The sequence below is a fragment of the Vibrio sp. 397 genome (assembly GCF_033339395.1).
GTDB classification, from domain to species: Bacteria; Pseudomonadota; Gammaproteobacteria; order Enterobacterales; family Vibrionaceae; genus Vibrio; species Vibrio alginolyticus.
This window is the reverse complement of sequence record NZ_JAWOUN010000001.1, coordinates 661,361-678,839: the sequence shown is the minus strand read 5'-3', so window position 1 is coordinate 678,839 and position 17,479 is coordinate 661,361. Positions and strand designations below refer to the sequence as shown.

The window sequence follows — 17,479 nt, the reverse complement described above, 5'->3', positions numbered from 1 at the left end:
GGAAGTGCCGTAGCTTTTTTATCCGTGTTGTAAGAGTTCACAGAAACTCAGAGACGGTTGCTAAATGTATTCGCTTGACTCCCCGAGTATGACTCATTCAAGCGAGTACCAAATCCAAGCTATAACGATATGGAGAACAACAAATGGCTGGTGTTTTGGGAATGATTCTTGCTGGCGGTGAAGGCTCTCGTTTGAGACCTTTAACGGAATCTCGCAGTAAACCTTCGGTACCGTTTGGTGGTAGTTATCGATTGATCGATTTTGCTCTAAACAATTTTGTTAATGCGGATCTGATGCGCATTTACGTCCTAACCCAATTTAAATCTCAATCTTTATTCCATCACTTAAAAAAGGGGTGGAACATCAACGGCATTACAGACCGCTTTATCGATCCTATTCCCGCTCAAATGCGTACTGGTAAACGTTGGTACGAAGGGACGGCGGACGCGATCTATCAAAACCTGCGTTTTATGGAATTAGAGGAACCAGAGCAAGTTTGTATTTTTGGCTCTGACCATATCTACAAGATGGATATCAAACAAATGCTGAACTTCCACTCAGAAAAGAAGGCTTCTCTGACGGTATCTGCATTGCGCATGCCACTAAAAGAGGCGTCGCAATTTGGGGTTATCGAAGTGGATAGCGAAGGTCGTATGATTGGCTTTGAAGAAAAACCAGCAAATCCGAAATCGATTCCTGGGGACCCAGATTACGCTTTAGTTTCAATGGGTAACTATGTTTTTGAAGCTCAGGTACTGTTCTCAGAGTTGGTCGAAGATGCGGATAATGAAGCTTCATCACATGATTTTGGAAAGGACATCATTCCAAAGATTTTCCCTAGAGGTGATGTGTTCGTGTATGACTTCAGTACCAACAAAATCAGTGGCGAAAAAGAAGAGGTGTACTGGCGTGATGTCGGAACTATTGATGCGTACTGGCAAGCGCATATGGATCTGCTAGAAAAAGATGCACCATTTTCGCTGTACAACCGTAAATGGCCATTGCACACCTACTACCCACCATTGCCACCTGCGACATTTACCGACTCTGATAATGGTCGTGTGCAGATAATCGATAGTTTAGTGTGTAATGGCAGCTATGTTAGAGGCTCAAGAATCGAAAAGTCGGTGCTTGGTTTTCGCAGTAATATTGCTTCTGCTTGCGATATCAGCGAATGTATACTTCTTGGTGACGTAAAAATTGGCGAAGGCTGTGTTTTACGTCGTGTGATTGTCGACAAGGATGCCGATATTGCTCCTGGTGCTCAGATTGGTGTGAATCTTCAAGAAGATAAAAAACACTTCCACGTGTCTGAGGAGGGCATTGTTGTTATTCCGAAAGGAGCTCGAGTTGGCTACTAACAACTTATCTATTCTGTTTGTAGCTTCTGAGGTTGAAGGCCTCATTAAAAGTGGTGGCTTGGCAGATGTTGCCAAGGCACTACCGGAAGCCCTTCAAAACCTACAGCAAGACGTAAGAATTACCATCCCTGCGTACAGCAGTATTGATAAACTCGCAGACGCAGAAGTTGTATTAGAAACAGAATTAACATCATGGCCGCATACGGAGTATCGAGTTTTGCGGCTCATGTTAGGTCAAAATCCTGTTTACCTGATTGATTGTCCGCCGTATTTCAATCGACCATCAATGTATGCGGAGAACAACCAAGCGTATACTGATAACGGCGAGCGCTTTGCGTTTTTTAGTGCAGCATGTCTCGATATGTTACCCAAGCTCGCCTTTCAACCTAATATCATACACGCGAACGATTGGCACACAGGTCTTGTTCCATTTTTGCTCAAGCACAGGTATGGCAATGATCCGTTTTTTGCTCATACTAAAAGCGTCATTTCAATTCACAATGCGGTCTTTAAAGGCGTATTTAGTTATGAAGACGTGCAGTGTTTGCCAGAGTTTCATTGTAGAAACGTTCCCGATGCTGCGGTGAGTGCAACGCATATTACGATGCTTAAAGCTGGTGTAATGAATGCAGATAAGATAAACGCGGTTAGCCCTACGTACGCAGAGGAACTAAAAACAGAGCTTGGCAGTCACGGCATGGCTTGGGAGTTTCAGCAACGTGCGCAGGACTTAGTCGGCATCTTGAATGGTTGTGATTACAGCGCTTGGAATCCGGAAACTGATACCTACTTGCCGGTTAATTACTGCGCCGACCAGCAAAGTATGTCGCAAGGGAAGAAAGCTTGTAAAAAAGCATTACAACAACGACTAAATTTGCCCGAAAAAAATGTAGCTATGTTCGGTATGGTTTGTCGGTTGACCCAGCAGAAAGGCGTTCATTACTTGTTGCCTGCTTTGGCCGATTTTTTGAAGCACGATGTTCAGCTAGTTGTCGTTGGGACCGGAGACCCTGTTCTTGCCGCTCAGTTACGAGAGGTTGCCGCGCAGTTTTCTAGCAAATTTGCCTTTGTAGAAGCGTATGACAATGAACTTGCGCATATCGTTGAAGCTGGTTCTGATTTCTTCTTGATGCCTTCTGAGTTTGAACCATGTGGCTTAAACCAAATCTATAGTATGGCTTATGGGACATTACCGATAGTACGCGGTGTTGGTGGCTTAAAGGACAGCGTTAGCGATTATGATGTAAACCCATCTGAAGCAACGGGGTTTGTTTTTTTCGAACCGACACCGCAGGCATTGTTGTTAACGATGCTAAGGGCACTGTTGCTCTACGCTCAAAACGAGCCTGAAGTGAATAAAGTACAGTTGCACGCGATGCAACAAGACTTTTGTTGGCAAAAGGCCGCAGAATCTTATTTGCAGCTTTACCACTCAGCGTTAGTTTGACTTAAAATTGTAACGAAAGGCACCGAATGAGGTGCCTTTATTATCTTGAGTAAGGGGAGTGTGGTAGGATGGCTTTTTACTCAATAGCACGATCTTTTTGATACTCAATATGACCCAGCCGCTACTTTTTCATAAAACCTATTTGCACCCTACTAGTAATGAGTGGGTTGTATTTGTGCACGGTGCTGGTGGTAGCTCTTCTATCTGGTTCAAGCAAATTAAAGCTTACAAGCAACACTTTAACTTATTGCTGATCGATTTAAGAGGTCATGGAAAGTCAAATCAGTTACTTAAAGAGCTCATTGCTAGTCGTTATACCTTTACGGAAGTTACCCAAGATATTTTGAAAGTATTGGACCATTTAAAGATCCAATCCGCTCATTTTGTCGGTATGTCGCTTGGTACTATTATTGTTCGAAACCTTGCTGAATTGTCATCAGAGCGCGTACGTTCGATGGTGCTCGGCGGTGCTGTCACAAGGCTTAACACTCGTTCTCAGATATTAGTGAAATTAGGTAATTTTTGTAAGCATATCCTACCGTACATGTGGCTCTACAAACTGTTCGCTTATATTGTTATGCCTCAAAGAAGCCAACGAGAATCTCGCCACCTTTTTATTCGCGAAGCCAAGAAGCTTTGCCAAAAAGAATTTAAACGTTGGTTTATTCTTGCTGCTGATGTAAATCCGTTAATGAAATATTTTAAAGATCGAGAGTTACCCATTCCGACTCTCTACTTAATGGGCGACAGGGATTACATGTTTATTAAACCTGTCAAAGAAATGGTTGCAGCACATAAACTCAGCATTCTACGAGAAATCCCGAATTGTGGTCATGTATGCAATGTAGAGCGTCCAGAAGACTTCAATCAACACTCCATCGAGTTTATTAAACAGCAAGCTGTATGTGCTTAGAACTGAGTACATCCACTGAATAGGAGAGCCGCTATAGCTCTCCTAGTTGATATCCACATTGCCAACATGCACCAAATTGCCCTTCGTTTATTTCATGACATTTTGGGCATTGCCAATCTTGATACTCATGCCTATCGGATTGTTTTCGATATGCTTTTACTATTTCTTCAGCTTTCATCTTTTGTGCCGTGTCAAAAAGCCACACATAAGGATCGGTATCATCACCAAACGGCAGTTCTCCTTTTAAGCCGAAAATACCTTCTCCACGAACTTCACAGTAAATTTCTTCCACTTTAAGCAGCTCACATACAATGTGTGCTTCTGCTGGGTTTTTAGCGATAAATATTTTCATCAAAATACCCACTTCACCAATTACGAGTTTTGCTGACTTGGTGTCGGCCTTACTTTATTCATAACCCATTTAGTGATGATTGGAAATAGTCCCAATAGCGCAAAAGACGCTAATACTGCGGGTGAAACAATGCCCGATAGGCTTTCAATTGTTGCTAATTGAGTACCTGCATTCAGATATACGGCTGTGCCTGGCAGCATACCTATTTGGCTAGTGAGATAAAATCTACCTATAGACATCGGTGTTAAGCCCATCAGTAAGTTGATTAGAAAGAAAGGGAATACAGGGATTAGACGCAAGGAAAATAGATAAAAAGCTCCGTCTTTTTCGACACCTTGATTAATTGCGTTGAGTTTATTTCCGAATTTGTTTTGTACCCAGTCACGCAATAAGTATCGGCTGCTCAAGAAGGCCAGTGTTGCCCCCATAGTGCTAGCGAAAGAAACAAGTAGCAAGCTTGTCCAAAAACCAAATAAGGCTGCACCAAGTAAGGTGACTACTGCCGCTCCTGGGATAGAAAAAGCGGTAATTGCAATGTAGGTAAAAAAGTAAATCGCAGCCGAGAATACAAAATTCTGATCGATATATGTAGTTAGTGCTTCTTGTTGGGCTTTTGCATTCTCTAAGGTTAAATACTGGCCAAAGTTAATACCTAAAAAGACGATAGCCGCTAGTAGGATGAGACCTAATATCAGTTTCTTATTCATAATTTTGATTCCAATTTGGGATATATGTAATAAGACAGTAGGAAAACCGAAAAAATTTCACAAAAAAACCGCAGATTAGACTGCGGTTTTACAAGATAGTTTTTAGGCCGACTTTTATTGGAGGCCGTTCATCAACTCATCTCGGCGAGCTTGAGGTACCACACTCCAATGAGTGCCGTTGATAGCACCTTCTAGTGCCCATAGCAACTCAATGTTGACGGTTGCAGAGTGCGTATCTCTTATCGCTTTATAGGCGTTAAGCGCACCTTCCTCTTCAAGCTTCTCTACGGATTCGATGCCGGCTTTTTTTAGCATGCGCTCGGTAGCCAGTCGTAAGTTAGGCAAATCTTTCAAACGGTTAGGCTTTGTACTTGCTTGCTGTTCTTTCTCAAGCTTTGCCTTTTTCAATGATTGATTCGCTACTTCGATTAAGCGTTCGCTTGATTCCCATAAATCGCTGGAAATAGCGTAGTACTTTGTAACGACTGGGAAGCCACGTTTTTTATAAACGTAAGGCTTTAGCCCTTGTTTCTCGAAGTCAGATGAAGTTTTTTGGTCTGCTCTGATATGAAGCTGATTGTTTACCACTAGTGCAAACATTGTTTCATCAGCGAATAGTCCGAAGCCACCAAACATTGAGCGCGACTTGATATTACCAAGTGCCTCAAATAGCTTCATAGAGTCTTTGAGTATCGGTTTATCCATGTTTTGTTATCTCGGTGTAATTAATATTACGCCACCAAAAGTCAGGTCCGAGAGAGTAGCAAACATGCGTAAAAACAATGTCATTACAGAGTAAAGTCATTGCTTACACACTTGCCATCGGTAACCCCGCTACCTTCCATATCGTAATATGGTTCAGGCCGGAGGCTTTGCGTCCCACTCTTTCGAATGGTTTGCCCTGTGCGTGACACAATGAGCATACTTCTTATATTGAATTAACATCACGGTTTAGCGTTAAAAATGTGATTTTGGTTCAATAAAAATGATAGATTGAATGCTCTATTTTGCATATGGAAAGGTGCAAATTGGCCTTTGAAAAGGAGTTCTTAATATATATTACATTTATATAAAACAGGGAGTTAACGTTAGTCAATTGTTATTAGAGCGGTGTGAAGTATTAGAGAATGCTTAATTTTTCCAAAAAAAATAAGCGCCCCTGTAGAGCGCTTATTTAACACGGTTAAATACAGTAAAATTTAGTTCATTTTTTTCACAGTATTTCGAATTACAAGCTCAGGTTGCATTTCGAAAATTCGTTTTTCGTGTTCTTTATCTTTGATACGCTCAAGTAGAATTTCGAATGCATTTTTACCAACACGACGTTTAGGTTGGTGGATAGTCGTTAGCGGTGGAGAGAAGTATTCTGCAAGCTCGATGTTGTCGTAGCCGATCACTGAAATATCTTCAGGAATTTTGATCCCGTTTTGTTGCAAGCGGCTCATTAGGCCTAGAGCCATTGTGTCGTTAAAACAGAATACCGCCGTCGGGCGCTTGTCCATTGCGGTAATTTTATCTGCAACTAATACGGCCGTATCACATTCAAAGTTACCTTCAAGGATCCAGTCTTCATTTACAGCTAGGTTCGCTTCGCTCATTGCGCGACGGAAACCTGCAATGCGCTCTTGGCAAGCAAGCTTTTCAAAATGACCGCTTAGACAAGCGATATCCGTATGGCCATTGTCAATCAGATGTTTGGTTGCAATGTAGCCACCTTCTTCTGAGTTATCCATGATCTTGTCTGCTTGTGAGCTCTCTGGGCCCCAATCCATGACCACTTTAGGAATGTCCGCATGACGGTCAAGCATCTCTTTTAGTTCTTCGGTTAAGTCAGAACACATCACTAGGATGCCATCAACGCGCTTTTCAGCCAGCATACGAATGTAATCGCGTTGTTTTTCGTAAATCCCGCCTGTGTTACATAAAATCAGAGTATAGCCTTGGCGGTAACAGTAGCTCTCAACGCCATCAATCACTTCTGAGAAAAATAGGTTAGTTGATTGAGTTACTAACATGCCAATCGTACGAGTTGAGTTGCATTTTAGGCTGCGTGCAACGGCACTTGGCGCGTAATTTAGCTCGTCAACGGCTTTCATTACTTTTTCTTGCGTTGCTTCTGCAACGAAACGCGTTTTATTGATAACGTGCGAAACTGTCGTAGTGGAAACGCCGGCTAAGCGAGCAACGTCTTTTATCGTGGCCATAAATGGTGTCCTGTATCGAGCTACTGAAATATGTCGTATTGGATGTACCTGATGCTCTAATGGTTTCACACCTAGCAATCTAAAATTGGCGCTAAGTGTCTCGGCAGCGGTTGATCCAAGTGCGACAAAAGGGTGCGTAGCAGCATCGGTCGATGAATTTTATCTTTTTTCTATCTGATGAGAAATTGCCATCAACCTGTTAAGAAAACACAAAAACCGCTATATTTCAGCGGTTTACATATAAATCATATTTAATCGTTTGCGCTCACATTTTAGCCCTATGTGGACTGACTAGCAATGTTTTCAGCAAGAGATTTGTGTATTTGAAGTCACATTTTGACTGCTAAATAACCAAGCGTCTTTGCGCTAAGTTAAGGCAAACGAATATTATACCCAAGTTACTTACAATCGGTCACTTTCAGGCATACAGGAAGCCCGATAGGCAGGCTCCCTAAAAATAGGCGGCAATTATTCACCAAGAAGGTAGGCGCTGTCTAGCTTACAAAATGCAACTAATAGTTTCGCGACACTCGAGTAAAATCCAAATTCGTCGAATTGTTTACATTTGTCTGAAAACTGAGGTAACCAAGACATCAATTGTTGCTGGATAAAGTTGTTTTGTTTAACGAAGGCTTCTTCCATGTGTTTTTCTTGTTCAAGCTCGTTTGAGCGGATAATCATGTTCCCGAGAAAGTCGAGCTCAACGGCTAAGTGATCCGCAGGTTCCTTTAGGTTTTCGTCTACTTGAACGCCAAATTCAGCCATCAACTTTTCCATTTCCTCAGCTGGCTTGTCATTCAGTAAACCTGATTCACCAATGTACATGGATGCGTAAGGAAGAGCGCCGTATTTTTCTGTCTTCAAAAACAGTTCACAAAAGTCAGCTGCAAGCTCTAGTTGTGCATCTTCACGATCTTGTAACCGATTCAGCGCATCAACTAGGCTATCAACGGCTGGTTTTAGCGACTCATTTTCACCTAAACCTGCGAGAAAACTGCGAATTTCAACACTGTGATAGGCTTCCAATTCTTTCTCTGTTAGTTCTTTTGCGAACAAGCTCGAAAACCACCAGTAAATTTCAGCGCGTTTTTCATTAAAAGCTTTCACTTCTTGCATTTTGGGCTCCTGAATGATGCTTCAAGTCATGCATCACAAAGTCAATTAGGGATATCCCCTAAGTGTAATCAATTAAAATGAATAGCAGTAACTATAATTGTTATGTTTTATGGTCAAAAATGACCGTTTATTAATAGCAATGGGCAAGCTTGTTTTGAATCAATAAAAACGCTAAATCTTGCGTTTTAATGTATCTATGACTAGAAATGTTACTAGTTATGAATAGAATACGTCTTGGATAATAAGAAGACAGAAAAGTGGTGTAAATGAGCTATCACGTATTAGTCGTAGAAGATGATGTTGTAACTCGTAGTAAGCTTGCGGGATATTTCCAAAATGAGGGCTACCAAGTCAGCGAAGCAGAGAGTGGCGCAGAAATGCGTGAAGTTTTGCAAGCGGGCGATGTAGACCTGATCATGCTGGATATTAACCTGCCTGGTGAAGACGGCCTGATGCTTACTCGTGAGTTACGTAGCCAATCGGATATTGGTATCATATTAGTAACAGGACGCACGGATAGCATTGATAAAATCGTAGGCCTAGAAATGGGTGCTGACGATTATGTGACAAAACCTTTTGAACTGAGAGAGCTGTTAGTTCGCGTTAAAAACTTGCTGTGGCGTATTTCAGCAGCGCGCAGTGGCAGCTCGAAAGCGAATGAAACCAGTGAAGAGCACATTGTGCGCTTTGGGGAGTGGACATTCGACATTCAACGTCGCGCACTTAGCCGCAACGGTGAGCCAGTAAAACTAACTAAAGCAGAGTATGAACTTTTGGTGGCATTATCGTCTTACCCTAACCAGGTGTTAAGTCGTGAGCGTATTTTGAACATGATCAGCCATCGAGTGGATGCGCCGAATGACCGCACCATTGATGTTCTTATTCGACGTATGCGCGCAAAAATGGAGTTCGATCCTAAGAACCCACAGATTTTTGTAACGGTGCACGGCGAAGGCTATATGTTTGCTGGTGACTAGTTTGAACATAACTCAATCGTAAAAAGAAAAGGAGAGCTTCGGCTCTCCTTTTTTGTGGCTTCAAGATAATACTAGTTTGCTTCAACCATTGGTGTTTGGCCGACAGTATCACGCAACCTTTGCCAAATACTGCCCAAGTACTCATGCCAATAAAGCTCTGTTTGTTCTAAGTAACGCGCTTTAGGTGAGTATTTATCCCAAGGTTGACTTATCTCGCTAATAGCTAAGAAGTTGGTCGGGGCTGGGATTGGTTTAATGCCTGCTGCGTTGAACTCATACAATGCACGGCTCATGTGACTCGCAGAAGTGACTAACACAATCTCCTTTTGTTGAACGAATGCAGCCGCTTGACGCGCCTCTTCCCACGTATCTTTCGCATCTTCTAATAAAATGATATCGGATTTCGCGACTCCCAACGCAAGGGCAACGTTCGCCATCATTCGCGCGTGGCTAATTTCAGATCCGCCAGCATAGCCGGATAAGATTAATTTCGCGCCTGGATACATTCTTAAAATACGAATGCCCTCAGTTAAGCGCATTAATGCTGCACGGCTTAACTGCGAGGTGGGTGGAATTTCGTCATCGATAACATGACCATTCCCTAAAACCATCACGTAGTCGATGGTGCCAGAAACTGGCAAAAAGGCTTTATGCTCTCGCTCTAACGGCATAAGAAGCTTGGTTGAAACAGGTTGGAAGGCAACAAGAAAAATGCCAACAAAAGAGAATAGAACAACGAAGCAGCCAGTTTTACGTTTTGTAGTAAAACTAATGAGAGCAAGACCCAACAAGCCTATCAGCAGCAATGCCGGAAGGGGCATAAGCACGGCTGACACTACTTTTTTCAGCTCAAACATACATAAATAGTCCGAAAAAACATCAATTGATAATAAAAATGAGGGTATCCCTCTTTATTCCTGCTTTCCTTGTGCCAGAATAGCGGCACAATCCGTTATGATAACTCAGCAGAAGTGACAGAAGACCGCAATTTCGACGATATCGCCCACAAATTTGCAAAAAATATTTACGGCTCCGATAAAGGGGAGATCCGCCAAATCATTGTGTGGGAAGATTTTCTACAGATTCTAAGTGAATTAGATGCTGACCAGCAACCCCTAGAAGTGTTGGACGCTGGTGGTGGTTTGGCACAAATGTCGCAAAAGCTTGCTAAGCTCGGACATCGAATCGCTTTATGTGATCTATCTTCGGAAATGCTGCAGTTGGCTAAGCAGGATATTGAAAAAAACGGTTTGCTTGAGCAGTATCGCCTGATTCATTCGCCTGTCCAATCCATCGGTGAACATATGGATGGACGGGTCGATCTGGTTATGTTCCACGCTGTGATGGAGTGGCTGGTTGATCCTAAGGCCGCACTTGAAACAGTTCTAGAACAAGTAAAACCGGGAGGCATCGCATCAGTCATGTTCTACAACCACCACGGTTTAGTCTATAAAAACGTGGTTTGTGGCAACATTCCTCATATATTAGACGGCATGCCTCACCGAAAAAGATTTAAACTACAGCCGCAAAAAGGCTTAAAACCTGAAGAAGTCTACCAGTGGATAGAAAATTCAGGTTTTAATATTTGTGGCAAATCTGGTATTCGCTCATTTAGTGATTACATAGGCAATATGGAATACATGGGTGATTACGAGTTTGAAGATGTGTTGGCGCTAGAAAAACAACTTTGTCGACAAGAGCCATACCTCTCATTAGGCCGCTACATTCATGTGTGGGCTAAAAAGAACGATAAACAGGAATAACAATGAGTGAGATGACTCTCAATGCTGCAGAGCAACCAATCGATGAGCTGGTTGGCTGGGTTAAGCAGCACGATTTCTCGTTGAACCTGACCACAGAGCGATTGGCATTTTTGATAGCCATTGCCGTACTGAGTAATGAAAGGTTCGATGAAGAACTGGGTGAAGGTGAACTGCATGATGCATTTGCCATCGTCACTCGACTATTTGATGAGACCGGCGAAGCCTCCGCTTTTCGTGCGAACAATGCGATCAACGAGATGGTTAAGCAGCGTCTTATGAGCCGTTTTGTCAGTGAGATTACTGACGGAGCGAGCATTTACCGCTTGTCGCCATTAGCGATAGGAATAACCGACTACTACGTGCGTCACCGTGAGTTCTCAAAACTGCGTCTATCTATCCAGCTATCCATGGTAGCGGATGAAATGGCGAAAGCAATTGAGGCAGCACAAAAAGGTGGCACACCGGGTCACTGGAAGAAAAACGTATACGGTGTTTTAAAATATTCTGTAGGCGAAATCTTCGATCAAATTGATCTCAACCAACGTGTTATGGATGAGCAGCAACAGTCAGTGAAACAACAGATTGCTGACCTGCTTAACAAAGACTGGCGTGAAGCGATCAACAACTGTGAAGCACTTCTGTCAGAAACATCAAGCACGTTGCGTGAACTTCAAGATACGCTGCAAGCCGCCAGTGATGAACTGCAAACTCAGATCCTCGATATTCAAGAAATTGTTTACGGTGACCCTGAGCTGGAGTTTATCGAAGAAGCCTTGTTTGGTCTGCAAATGAAACTAGACCGAATCACAAGCTGGGGCCAGCAAGCGATCGACCTTTGGATTGGTTATGACCGACACGTGCATAAGTTTATTCGTACTGCAATCGATATGGATAAGAACCGTGCGTTTAGCTCGCGTCTGCGTCAATCCGTCAAAGATTACTTCGATGCGCCTTGGTATCTGACTTATGCAGATGCGGAGAGGCTTTCTGACCTTCGTGATGAGGCCCTAGTACTGCGTGATGACGAGGTAACGGGTCAAGTTCCGATGGAAGTAGAATACGAAGAGTTTCAACAAGTCAATGATGAGCTGTCTGAACGAATTGGTGACATGCTAAAAGCGCATAAAGATCAAGGCACACCAATCGACTTGAGTGTGGTACTGCGAGATTACCTTGCACAGCACCCTTACACTCATCATTTTGATTTAGCTCGCATTATCGTCGATCAAGCTGTACGTCTAGGGTATTCAGAATCGGATTACCAAGCGATTCAACCAGACTGGAAAGCAATCAACGAATTTGGGGCAAAGGTACAAGCGAATGTCATCGACCGATACTAATGAATACATGTCAGAGAATCTGGCAAAAGCAATTTCTAACCCTCTGTTCCCAGCGCTAGACAGCATGCTTCGAGCAGGGCGTCATATCTCAAGTGAAGATCTAGACAACCACGCGTTGTTGTCGGATTTCGAACTTGAGCTTTCTTCTTTCTACCAACGCTACAACACCGAATTGGTGAAAGCGCCAGAAGGTTTCTTCTACCTTCGTCCACGTTCAACATCTCTGATTGGCCGTAGTGTTCTTTCTGAACTGGATATGCTGGTGGGTAAGGTACTGTGTTTCCTTTACCTAAGCCCAGAGCGTCTTGCGCACGAAGGCATCTTCACTAACCAAGAGCTGTACGACGAACTGCTTGCTCTAGCAGATGAAAATAAGCTGATGAAGCTAGTGACGAACCGTGCTACCGGTTCTGACCTTGATAAAGAAAAGCTGTTTGAAAAAGTACGTACGTCACTTCGTCGTCTGCGTCGCCTAGGCATGATCATCAACATCGGTGAGACCGGTAAATTCAGCATCAGTGAAGCGGTATTCCGCTTTGGTGCCGATGTACGTATTGGCGATGATATGCGTGAAGCGCAATTGCGTCTGATCCGTGATGGTGAAGCGGTAGTGCACACCAAAGAGCCAAGCCAAGGCAGCCTATTGTCTGAAGAAGATCAAGACGACCAAGCCCAAGAAGAAACAACAGAAGAGGGTGAAGCATGAGCATGATTGAACGCGGTAAATACCAATCGCTGACCATGGTCAACTGGAACGGCTTCTTTGCCCGTACGTTTGACATCGATGGTCTGGTCACCACGCTATCAGGTGGTAACGGTGCAGGTAAATCAACCACAATGGCGGCGTTCATCACCGCATTGATTCCTGACCAAACGCTGCTGCACTTCCGTAACACGACAGAAGCAGGCAGCAGCCAATCGTCTCGCGACAAAGGTTTGTACGGTAAGCTACAGCCGGGCGCATGTTATGCGGCGCTAGACGTGGTGAACTCACGTAACCAACGCCTATTGTTTGCAGTAAAACTACAGCAAGTTGCGGGTCGTGATAAGAAAGTAGACATCAAACCGTTTGTGATCCAAGGTCTTCCAAGCCATGTGAAACCAACGGATATCTTGGTTGAAAGCGTATCTGCGACTCAAGCTCGTGTACGTCAAATCAACGAAGTAAAAGAATCGATCGCGGAATTTGAAGGCGTTCAGTTCAAAGCGTTCTCTTCTATCGTGGATTACCACGCACAAATGTTTGAATTCGGTGTGATTCCGAAGAAACTGCGTAACTCTGGTGACCGTTCTAAATTCTACCGCCTGATCGAAGCATCGCTTTACGGTGGTATCTCAAGTGCGATTACCCGTTCGCTACGTGACTACCTTCTGCCACAAAACGGCGGCGTGAAGAAAGCGTTCCAAGATATGGAATCGGCGCTGCGTGAAAACCGCATGACGCTAGAAGCGATCAAAACCACGCAAGCAGACCGTGACTTGTTCAAACATTTGATTACAGAGTCGACCAACTACGTGGCAGCGGACTATATGCGCCATGCCAACGAGCGCCGTAAAAAACTAGAACAGACATTGTCTTTGCGTTCAGAGTTATTTGGTTCTCGCGAGACCTTGATTGAGCAAAACAATCTGCTTAACCGCGTTCAAGAAGAGCTGGAACTGCTGATCGAATCAGAATCTTCTTTAGAGCAAGACTACCAAGCGGCTTCTGATCACTTGCAACTGGTGCAAAACGCGCTGCGTCAGCAAGAGAAGATCGAACGCTACCAAGAAGATCTTGAAGAGCTGAGCGAGCGTCTTGAAGAACAAATGATGGTAGTGGAAGAAGCGCAAGAACGCGTGATGATGGCTGAAGAGCAAGCTACCGTTGCAGAAGAAGAGGTGGATAGCCTTAAGACGCAACTTGCTGATTACCAGCAAGCTCTTGACGTTCAGCAAACTCGCGCCCTTCAATATCAACAAGCAGTTCAAGCGCTGGAGAAAGCGAAGAAGCTACTTGGCGATGACAGCCTAACGGCGGAATCGGCTCAAGCGCTTGTCTCTGAGCTTAAGAGCAAAGAATCAGAAAACACCAATGCGTTGCTATCGGTTAAGCACAAGCTGGACATGTCTTCTGCAGCGGCAGAGCAGTTTGAAACCGCGCTTAAACTAGTACAAAGCATCGTTGGTCAAGTTGAGCGCAAAGACGCGTCTGAACATGCGAAAACCGCAATTGCGAAAGCGCGTGAGTCACAACAAATTGCACAAAGCGAACAACAATGGCGAGCACAACACCGTGATCTCGAACGCAGCCTTAACCAACAGCGTCAAGCACGTGAACTGGTTGCTGAATACAAAAAGCAATATCACGTTGAACTAACCGATGAGGTTACGTTTGAACAAGAACGTGAACGTCATGCGACGCAAATCGAATCACTAGAGATAGCTCAAGAAGAAGTTCGTGATCAGCGTGGTGAACAGCGCCGTCTAGAGCAAAACGCGGCGGCAGAAATCAGTAAGCTTGAAGCAATAGCACCGGCTTGGATTGCGGCGAACGATGCGCTAGAGAAACTGAGAGAGCAGAGCGGTGAAGAGCTTGAGGATCGCCATGCGGTAATGAACCACATGCAAGTTGTCCTTGAACAAGAAAGGGAGCTGTCTTTAGCTAAAGATAAGCTTGCTGAGCGCCGTAGCCAGCTAGACGCTGAGATTGAGCGCCTAGCTTCTCCTGGTGGTTCAAACGACCCTCGCCTGAAAGGTTTGGCAGATACGCTGGGCGGTGTATTGCTGTCTGAGATCTACGATGACATCACGATTGATGACGCGCCTTACTTCAGTGCGATGTACGGTCCGGCTCGTCACGCTATCGTTGTTTCTGACTTGTCAGGCATCGAAGAAAAACTGGTAGAGCTAGACGACTGTCCAGAAGACTTGTACATCATTGAAGGTGACATCGATGCCTTTGATGACAGCTCGTTCGATGCAGAAGAGTTAGAGGGCGCGGTTTGCGTTCGTATGAACGATCGCCAAATGCGTTACTCTCGCTTGCCTGAGATCCCATTGTTTGGCCGTGCGGCACGTGAGCAGCGTCTAGAGTTGCTGCGTAACGAACGAGAAGAAGTGGTAGAGAAACACGCGAAAGCGGCGTTTGATTCTCAGAAAATGCAGCGCTTGTACCAAGCGTTTAACCTATTTGTGTCTAACCACATTCAGGTTGCTTTTGACGCCGATCCAGAACAAGCACTGGCAACTATTCGTGATAAGCGTAACCAAATTGCTCGCGTGTTGGCGGATCTGGATGCGAAAGAGCAACAACAACGTTCTCAGCTTCAAACCAGCAAGCAAGCGTTGTCTTCTCTGGACAAGCTAGCGTCACACATGGTGCTTGTTGAAGATGAGTCATTGCAAGCGCGTTTTGATGAGCTAGAAGAGAAAATCGCTCAGCTTGCAGAGGCAAAGAACTTCTTAAACAACCATGCAAAAGCCGTCACGCAATTAGAGAATATTGCGTCTGCGCTTGATGCTGACCCAGAGCAATTCGATGCACTAGAAGCAGAATACAAAGCGGCAGACGAGCGGCTACAAGATCTTAAGAAGCAAATCTTTGCACTCTCGGATCTCGTTGAACGTCGTCACTACTTCGCTTACTCAGATTCAGTAGACCTACTGAACAAGAGTAGCGAACTGAGTGAGCAGCTAAAAGCTAAACTGGTTCAAGCTGAACAAATGCGTACTCGCTCTCGTGAAGAGTTGAAGCAATCGCAAGGTCAAATGAACCAATACAACCAAGTATTGGCTTCTCTGAAGAGTTCACACCAAGCGAAACTGGAAACGGTTCAAGAGTTCAAACAAGAGCTTCAAGAGTTTGGCGTGAACGCTGACGAAGGTGCAGAAGAGCGCGCAATGCGTCGTCGTGACGAATTGCACGAGCGTCTACACACGTCTCGCAGCCGTAAGAGCGAATACGAGCGCACGATCACCTCTACTGAACTAGAGATGAAAGGCTTGGCAAAACGTCTGAAGAAAGTTCAGAAAGAATACGTTGAGCTGCGTACGTTCGTGGTTGCTGCGAAAGCTGGCTGGTGTTCAGTACTTCGTCTGGCGCGCGAGAACGATGTTGAGCGTCGTCTACACAAGCGTGAACTGGCTTACATGTCTGCGGATGAACTGCGTTCAATGTCGGATAAATCATTGGGTGCGCTGCGTCTAGCTGTTGCGAACAATGACGACCTGCGTGATGCGCTGCGTCTATCAGAAGACAATGCACGTCCAGAGCGTAAAGTTCTGTTCTACATCGCGGTTTACCAACATCTTCGCGAGCGCATTCGTCAGGATATCATCCGTACTGATGATCCAGTTGAAGCGATCGAAGAGATGGAAGTGGAGCTAGCGCGTCTAACAGAAGAGCTAACGCAACGTGAAAACCGCCTAGCGATCAGCTCTGAGTCGGTAGCGAGCATCATCAAGAAGACGATTCAGCGTGAGCAAAACCGTATTCGTATGCTGAACCAAGGCCTGTCGAACATTTCGTTTGGTCAGGTGAAGGGCGTACGTCTAAACGTGAAGATCCGCGAAAGTCACGAAGTGCTACTGAACGGCCTAGCGACACAACAAGAGCAGCATAAAGATCTGTTTGAATCGACTCGCTTTACCTTCTCTGAAGCAATGGCGAAGCTGTTCCAACGCGTGAACCCACACATCGATATGGGTCAACGTTCTCCTCAGGTTCTGGGTGAAGAGCTACTGGATTACCGTAACTACCTAGAGCTAAGTGTAGAAGTGAACCGTGGTACAGATGGTTGGCTACAGGCTGAGTCTGGCGCGCTATCAACAGGTGAAGCGATCGGTACCGGTCAGTCAATCCTTCTGATGGTTGTTCAAAGCTGGGAAGAAGAGTCTCGTCGTCTACGCAGCAAAGACATTGTGCCTTGTCGTTTGCTTTTCTTGGATGAAGCAGCGCGTCTGGATGCGAAATCGATCGCGACATTGTTCGAATTGTGTGACCGTCTGGATATGCAGCTTCTTATCGCGGCGCCTGAAAACATCAGCCCAGAGAAAGGTACGACCTACAAACTGGTGCGTAAGGTGTTTAAAGATCACGAACACGTACACGTGGTTGGTCTGCGTGGTTTTGGTCAAACGGATAAGCCTAAGACTGAAGCACAAGAGATGATTGAAGAGTTTGAATCGTAAACTTCGAATCTAACAAAACGCCCGCAATGAACGCGGGCGTTTTTGTATCTGTTTGCGAGGCAGGCTTCGAACAACATAAGACAAGCCGAGACTGTAGGACGGCAGTCTCGGCTTATTAGCGGAACTT

Annotated in this window: 14 protein-coding genes and 1 riboswitch; of the genes, 8 read left to right on the top strand and 6 right to left on the bottom strand. The window is 44.7% G+C overall.

Annotation, left to right across the window (positions count from 1 at the left end; translation table 11 throughout):
- The first annotated feature begins 143 nt into the window (after positions 1-143).
- From glgC to R7P36_RS03030, 3 genes are all read left to right on the top strand, one after another.
- Complete coding sequence (glgC, locus tag R7P36_RS03040; RefSeq protein WP_318122008.1) at positions 144-1,361, top strand: glucose-1-phosphate adenylyltransferase; 1,218 nt, start codon at positions 144-146, stop codon at positions 1,359-1,361.
- Positions 1,351-2,808, top strand: a complete 1,458-nt coding sequence (gene glgA / locus R7P36_RS03035; RefSeq protein WP_017820031.1) for a glycogen synthase GlgA — start codon at positions 1,351-1,353, stop codon at positions 2,806-2,808. Before glgC ends, glgA begins: the two co-directional genes overlap by 11 nt.
- Before the next feature lie 109 nt (positions 2,809-2,917).
- Positions 2,918-3,721 carry an alpha/beta fold hydrolase gene (locus R7P36_RS03030; RefSeq protein ID WP_017820032.1) on the top strand — a complete coding sequence of 268 codons (804 nt, stop codon included), beginning with the start codon at positions 2,918-2,920 and terminating at the stop codon, positions 3,719-3,721.
- Between the two features lie 31 nt (positions 3,722-3,752).
- Here the strand turns inward: R7P36_RS03030 and R7P36_RS03025 are convergent, their stop codons facing one another.
- The 5 genes from R7P36_RS03025 to torD all read right to left on the bottom strand — a co-directional run bounded on the left by R7P36_RS03025 (position 3,753) and on the right by torD (position 8,100).
- Positions 3,753-4,073: a putative signal transducing protein gene (locus R7P36_RS03025; protein WP_132936540.1), complete on the bottom strand. Its 321-nt coding sequence runs from the start codon at positions 4,071-4,073 to the stop codon at positions 3,753-3,755.
- A gap of 20 nt (positions 4,074-4,093) precedes the next feature.
- Positions 4,094-4,780 (bottom strand): TVP38/TMEM64 family protein, encoded by a 687-nt coding sequence (locus tag R7P36_RS03020; RefSeq protein WP_053303236.1) that lies wholly within the window; start codon positions 4,778-4,780, stop codon positions 4,094-4,096.
- Between the two features lie 114 nt (positions 4,781-4,894).
- Complete coding sequence (locus R7P36_RS03015; protein WP_005378367.1) at positions 4,895-5,485, bottom strand: TfoX/Sxy family DNA transformation protein; 591 nt, start codon at positions 5,483-5,485, stop codon at positions 4,895-4,897.
- Positions 5,486-5,601: 116 nt separating this feature from the next.
- A riboswitch (cyclic di-GMP riboswitch) is annotated at positions 5,602-5,691 on the bottom strand.
- A 288-nt stretch (positions 5,692-5,979) separates the two neighbouring features.
- The gene (gene purR, locus R7P36_RS03010; protein WP_005378368.1) at positions 5,980-6,984 is read right to left on the bottom strand and encodes an HTH-type transcriptional repressor PurR; all 1,005 of its coding nucleotides are present in this window, start codon (positions 6,982-6,984) and stop codon (positions 5,980-5,982) included.
- A gap of 468 nt (positions 6,985-7,452) precedes the next feature.
- On the bottom strand, positions 7,453-8,100 hold the full coding sequence (gene torD, locus R7P36_RS03005; RefSeq protein WP_170890551.1) for a molecular chaperone TorD: 648 nt from the start codon (positions 8,098-8,100) through the stop codon (positions 7,453-7,455).
- A gap of 266 nt (positions 8,101-8,366) precedes the next feature.
- On the opposite strand from torD, the gene torR reads away from it, so the two are divergent.
- On the top strand, positions 8,367-9,077 hold the full coding sequence (torR, locus tag R7P36_RS03000; protein ID WP_005378370.1) for a two-component system response regulator TorR: 711 nt from the start codon (positions 8,367-8,369) through the stop codon (positions 9,075-9,077).
- Between the two features lie 71 nt (positions 9,078-9,148).
- Here torR and elyC read toward each other — a convergent pair whose 3' ends face one another.
- Positions 9,149-9,934 carry an envelope biogenesis factor ElyC gene (elyC, locus tag R7P36_RS02995; protein WP_213899463.1) on the bottom strand — a complete coding sequence of 262 codons (786 nt, stop codon included), beginning with the start codon at positions 9,932-9,934 and terminating at the stop codon, positions 9,149-9,151.
- Between the two features lie 114 nt (positions 9,935-10,048).
- Between elyC and cmoM the strand changes: the two genes are divergently transcribed.
- The 4 genes from cmoM to mukB are packed head-to-tail and all read left to right on the top strand — an operon-like array spanning position 10,049 to position 17,352.
- Positions 10,049-10,840, top strand: a complete 792-nt coding sequence (gene cmoM / locus R7P36_RS02990) for a tRNA uridine 5-oxyacetic acid(34) methyltransferase CmoM (RefSeq protein WP_065275056.1) — start codon at positions 10,049-10,051, stop codon at positions 10,838-10,840.
- Positions 10,841-10,842: 2 nt separating this feature from the next.
- Positions 10,843-12,180 carry a chromosome partition protein MukF gene (gene mukF, locus R7P36_RS02985; protein ID WP_017634722.1) on the top strand — a complete coding sequence of 446 codons (1,338 nt, stop codon included), beginning with the start codon at positions 10,843-10,845 and terminating at the stop codon, positions 12,178-12,180.
- Positions 12,161-12,886 (top strand): chromosome partition protein MukE, encoded by a 726-nt coding sequence (gene mukE, locus R7P36_RS02980; protein ID WP_005378379.1) that lies wholly within the window; start codon positions 12,161-12,163, stop codon positions 12,884-12,886. The genes mukF and mukE overlap by 20 nt, the downstream gene beginning before the upstream one ends.
- A gap of 2 nt (positions 12,887-12,888) precedes the next feature.
- Positions 12,889-17,352, top strand: a complete 4,464-nt coding sequence (mukB, locus tag R7P36_RS02975; RefSeq protein ID WP_213899501.1) for a chromosome partition protein MukB — start codon at positions 12,889-12,891, stop codon at positions 17,350-17,352.
- Positions 17,353-17,479 lie beyond the last annotated feature (127 nt).

Coding starts and splice junctions, on each gene's coding strand:
- glgC (WP_318122008.1), top strand. CDS start 144: ATGGCTGGTGTTTTGGGAATGATTCTTGCTGGCGGTGAAGGCTCTCGT.
- R7P36_RS03030 (WP_017820032.1), top strand. CDS start 2,918: ATGACCCAGCCGCTACTTTTTCATAAAACCTATTTGCACCCTACTAGT.
- R7P36_RS03025 (WP_132936540.1), bottom strand. CDS start 4,073: ATGAAAATATTTATCGCTAAAAACCCAGCAGAAGCACACATTGTATGT.
- R7P36_RS03020 (WP_053303236.1), bottom strand. CDS start 4,780: ATGAATAAGAAACTGATATTAGGTCTCATCCTACTAGCGGCTATCGTC.
- R7P36_RS03015 (WP_005378367.1), bottom strand. CDS start 5,485: ATGGATAAACCGATACTCAAAGACTCTATGAAGCTATTTGAGGCACTT.
- purR (WP_005378368.1), bottom strand. CDS start 6,984: ATGGCCACGATAAAAGACGTTGCTCGCTTAGCCGGCGTTTCCACTACG.
- torD (WP_170890551.1), bottom strand. CDS start 8,100: ATGCAAGAAGTGAAAGCTTTTAATGAAAAACGCGCTGAAATTTACTGG.
- torR (WP_005378370.1), top strand. CDS start 8,367: ATGAGCTATCACGTATTAGTCGTAGAAGATGATGTTGTAACTCGTAGT.
- elyC (WP_213899463.1), bottom strand. CDS start 9,934: ATGTTTGAGCTGAAAAAAGTAGTGTCAGCCGTGCTTATGCCCCTTCCG.
- mukF (WP_017634722.1), top strand. CDS start 10,843: ATGAGTGAGATGACTCTCAATGCTGCAGAGCAACCAATCGATGAGCTG.
- mukE (WP_005378379.1), top strand. CDS start 12,161: ATGTCATCGACCGATACTAATGAATACATGTCAGAGAATCTGGCAAAA.
- mukB (WP_213899501.1), top strand. CDS start 12,889: ATGATTGAACGCGGTAAATACCAATCGCTGACCATGGTCAACTGGAAC.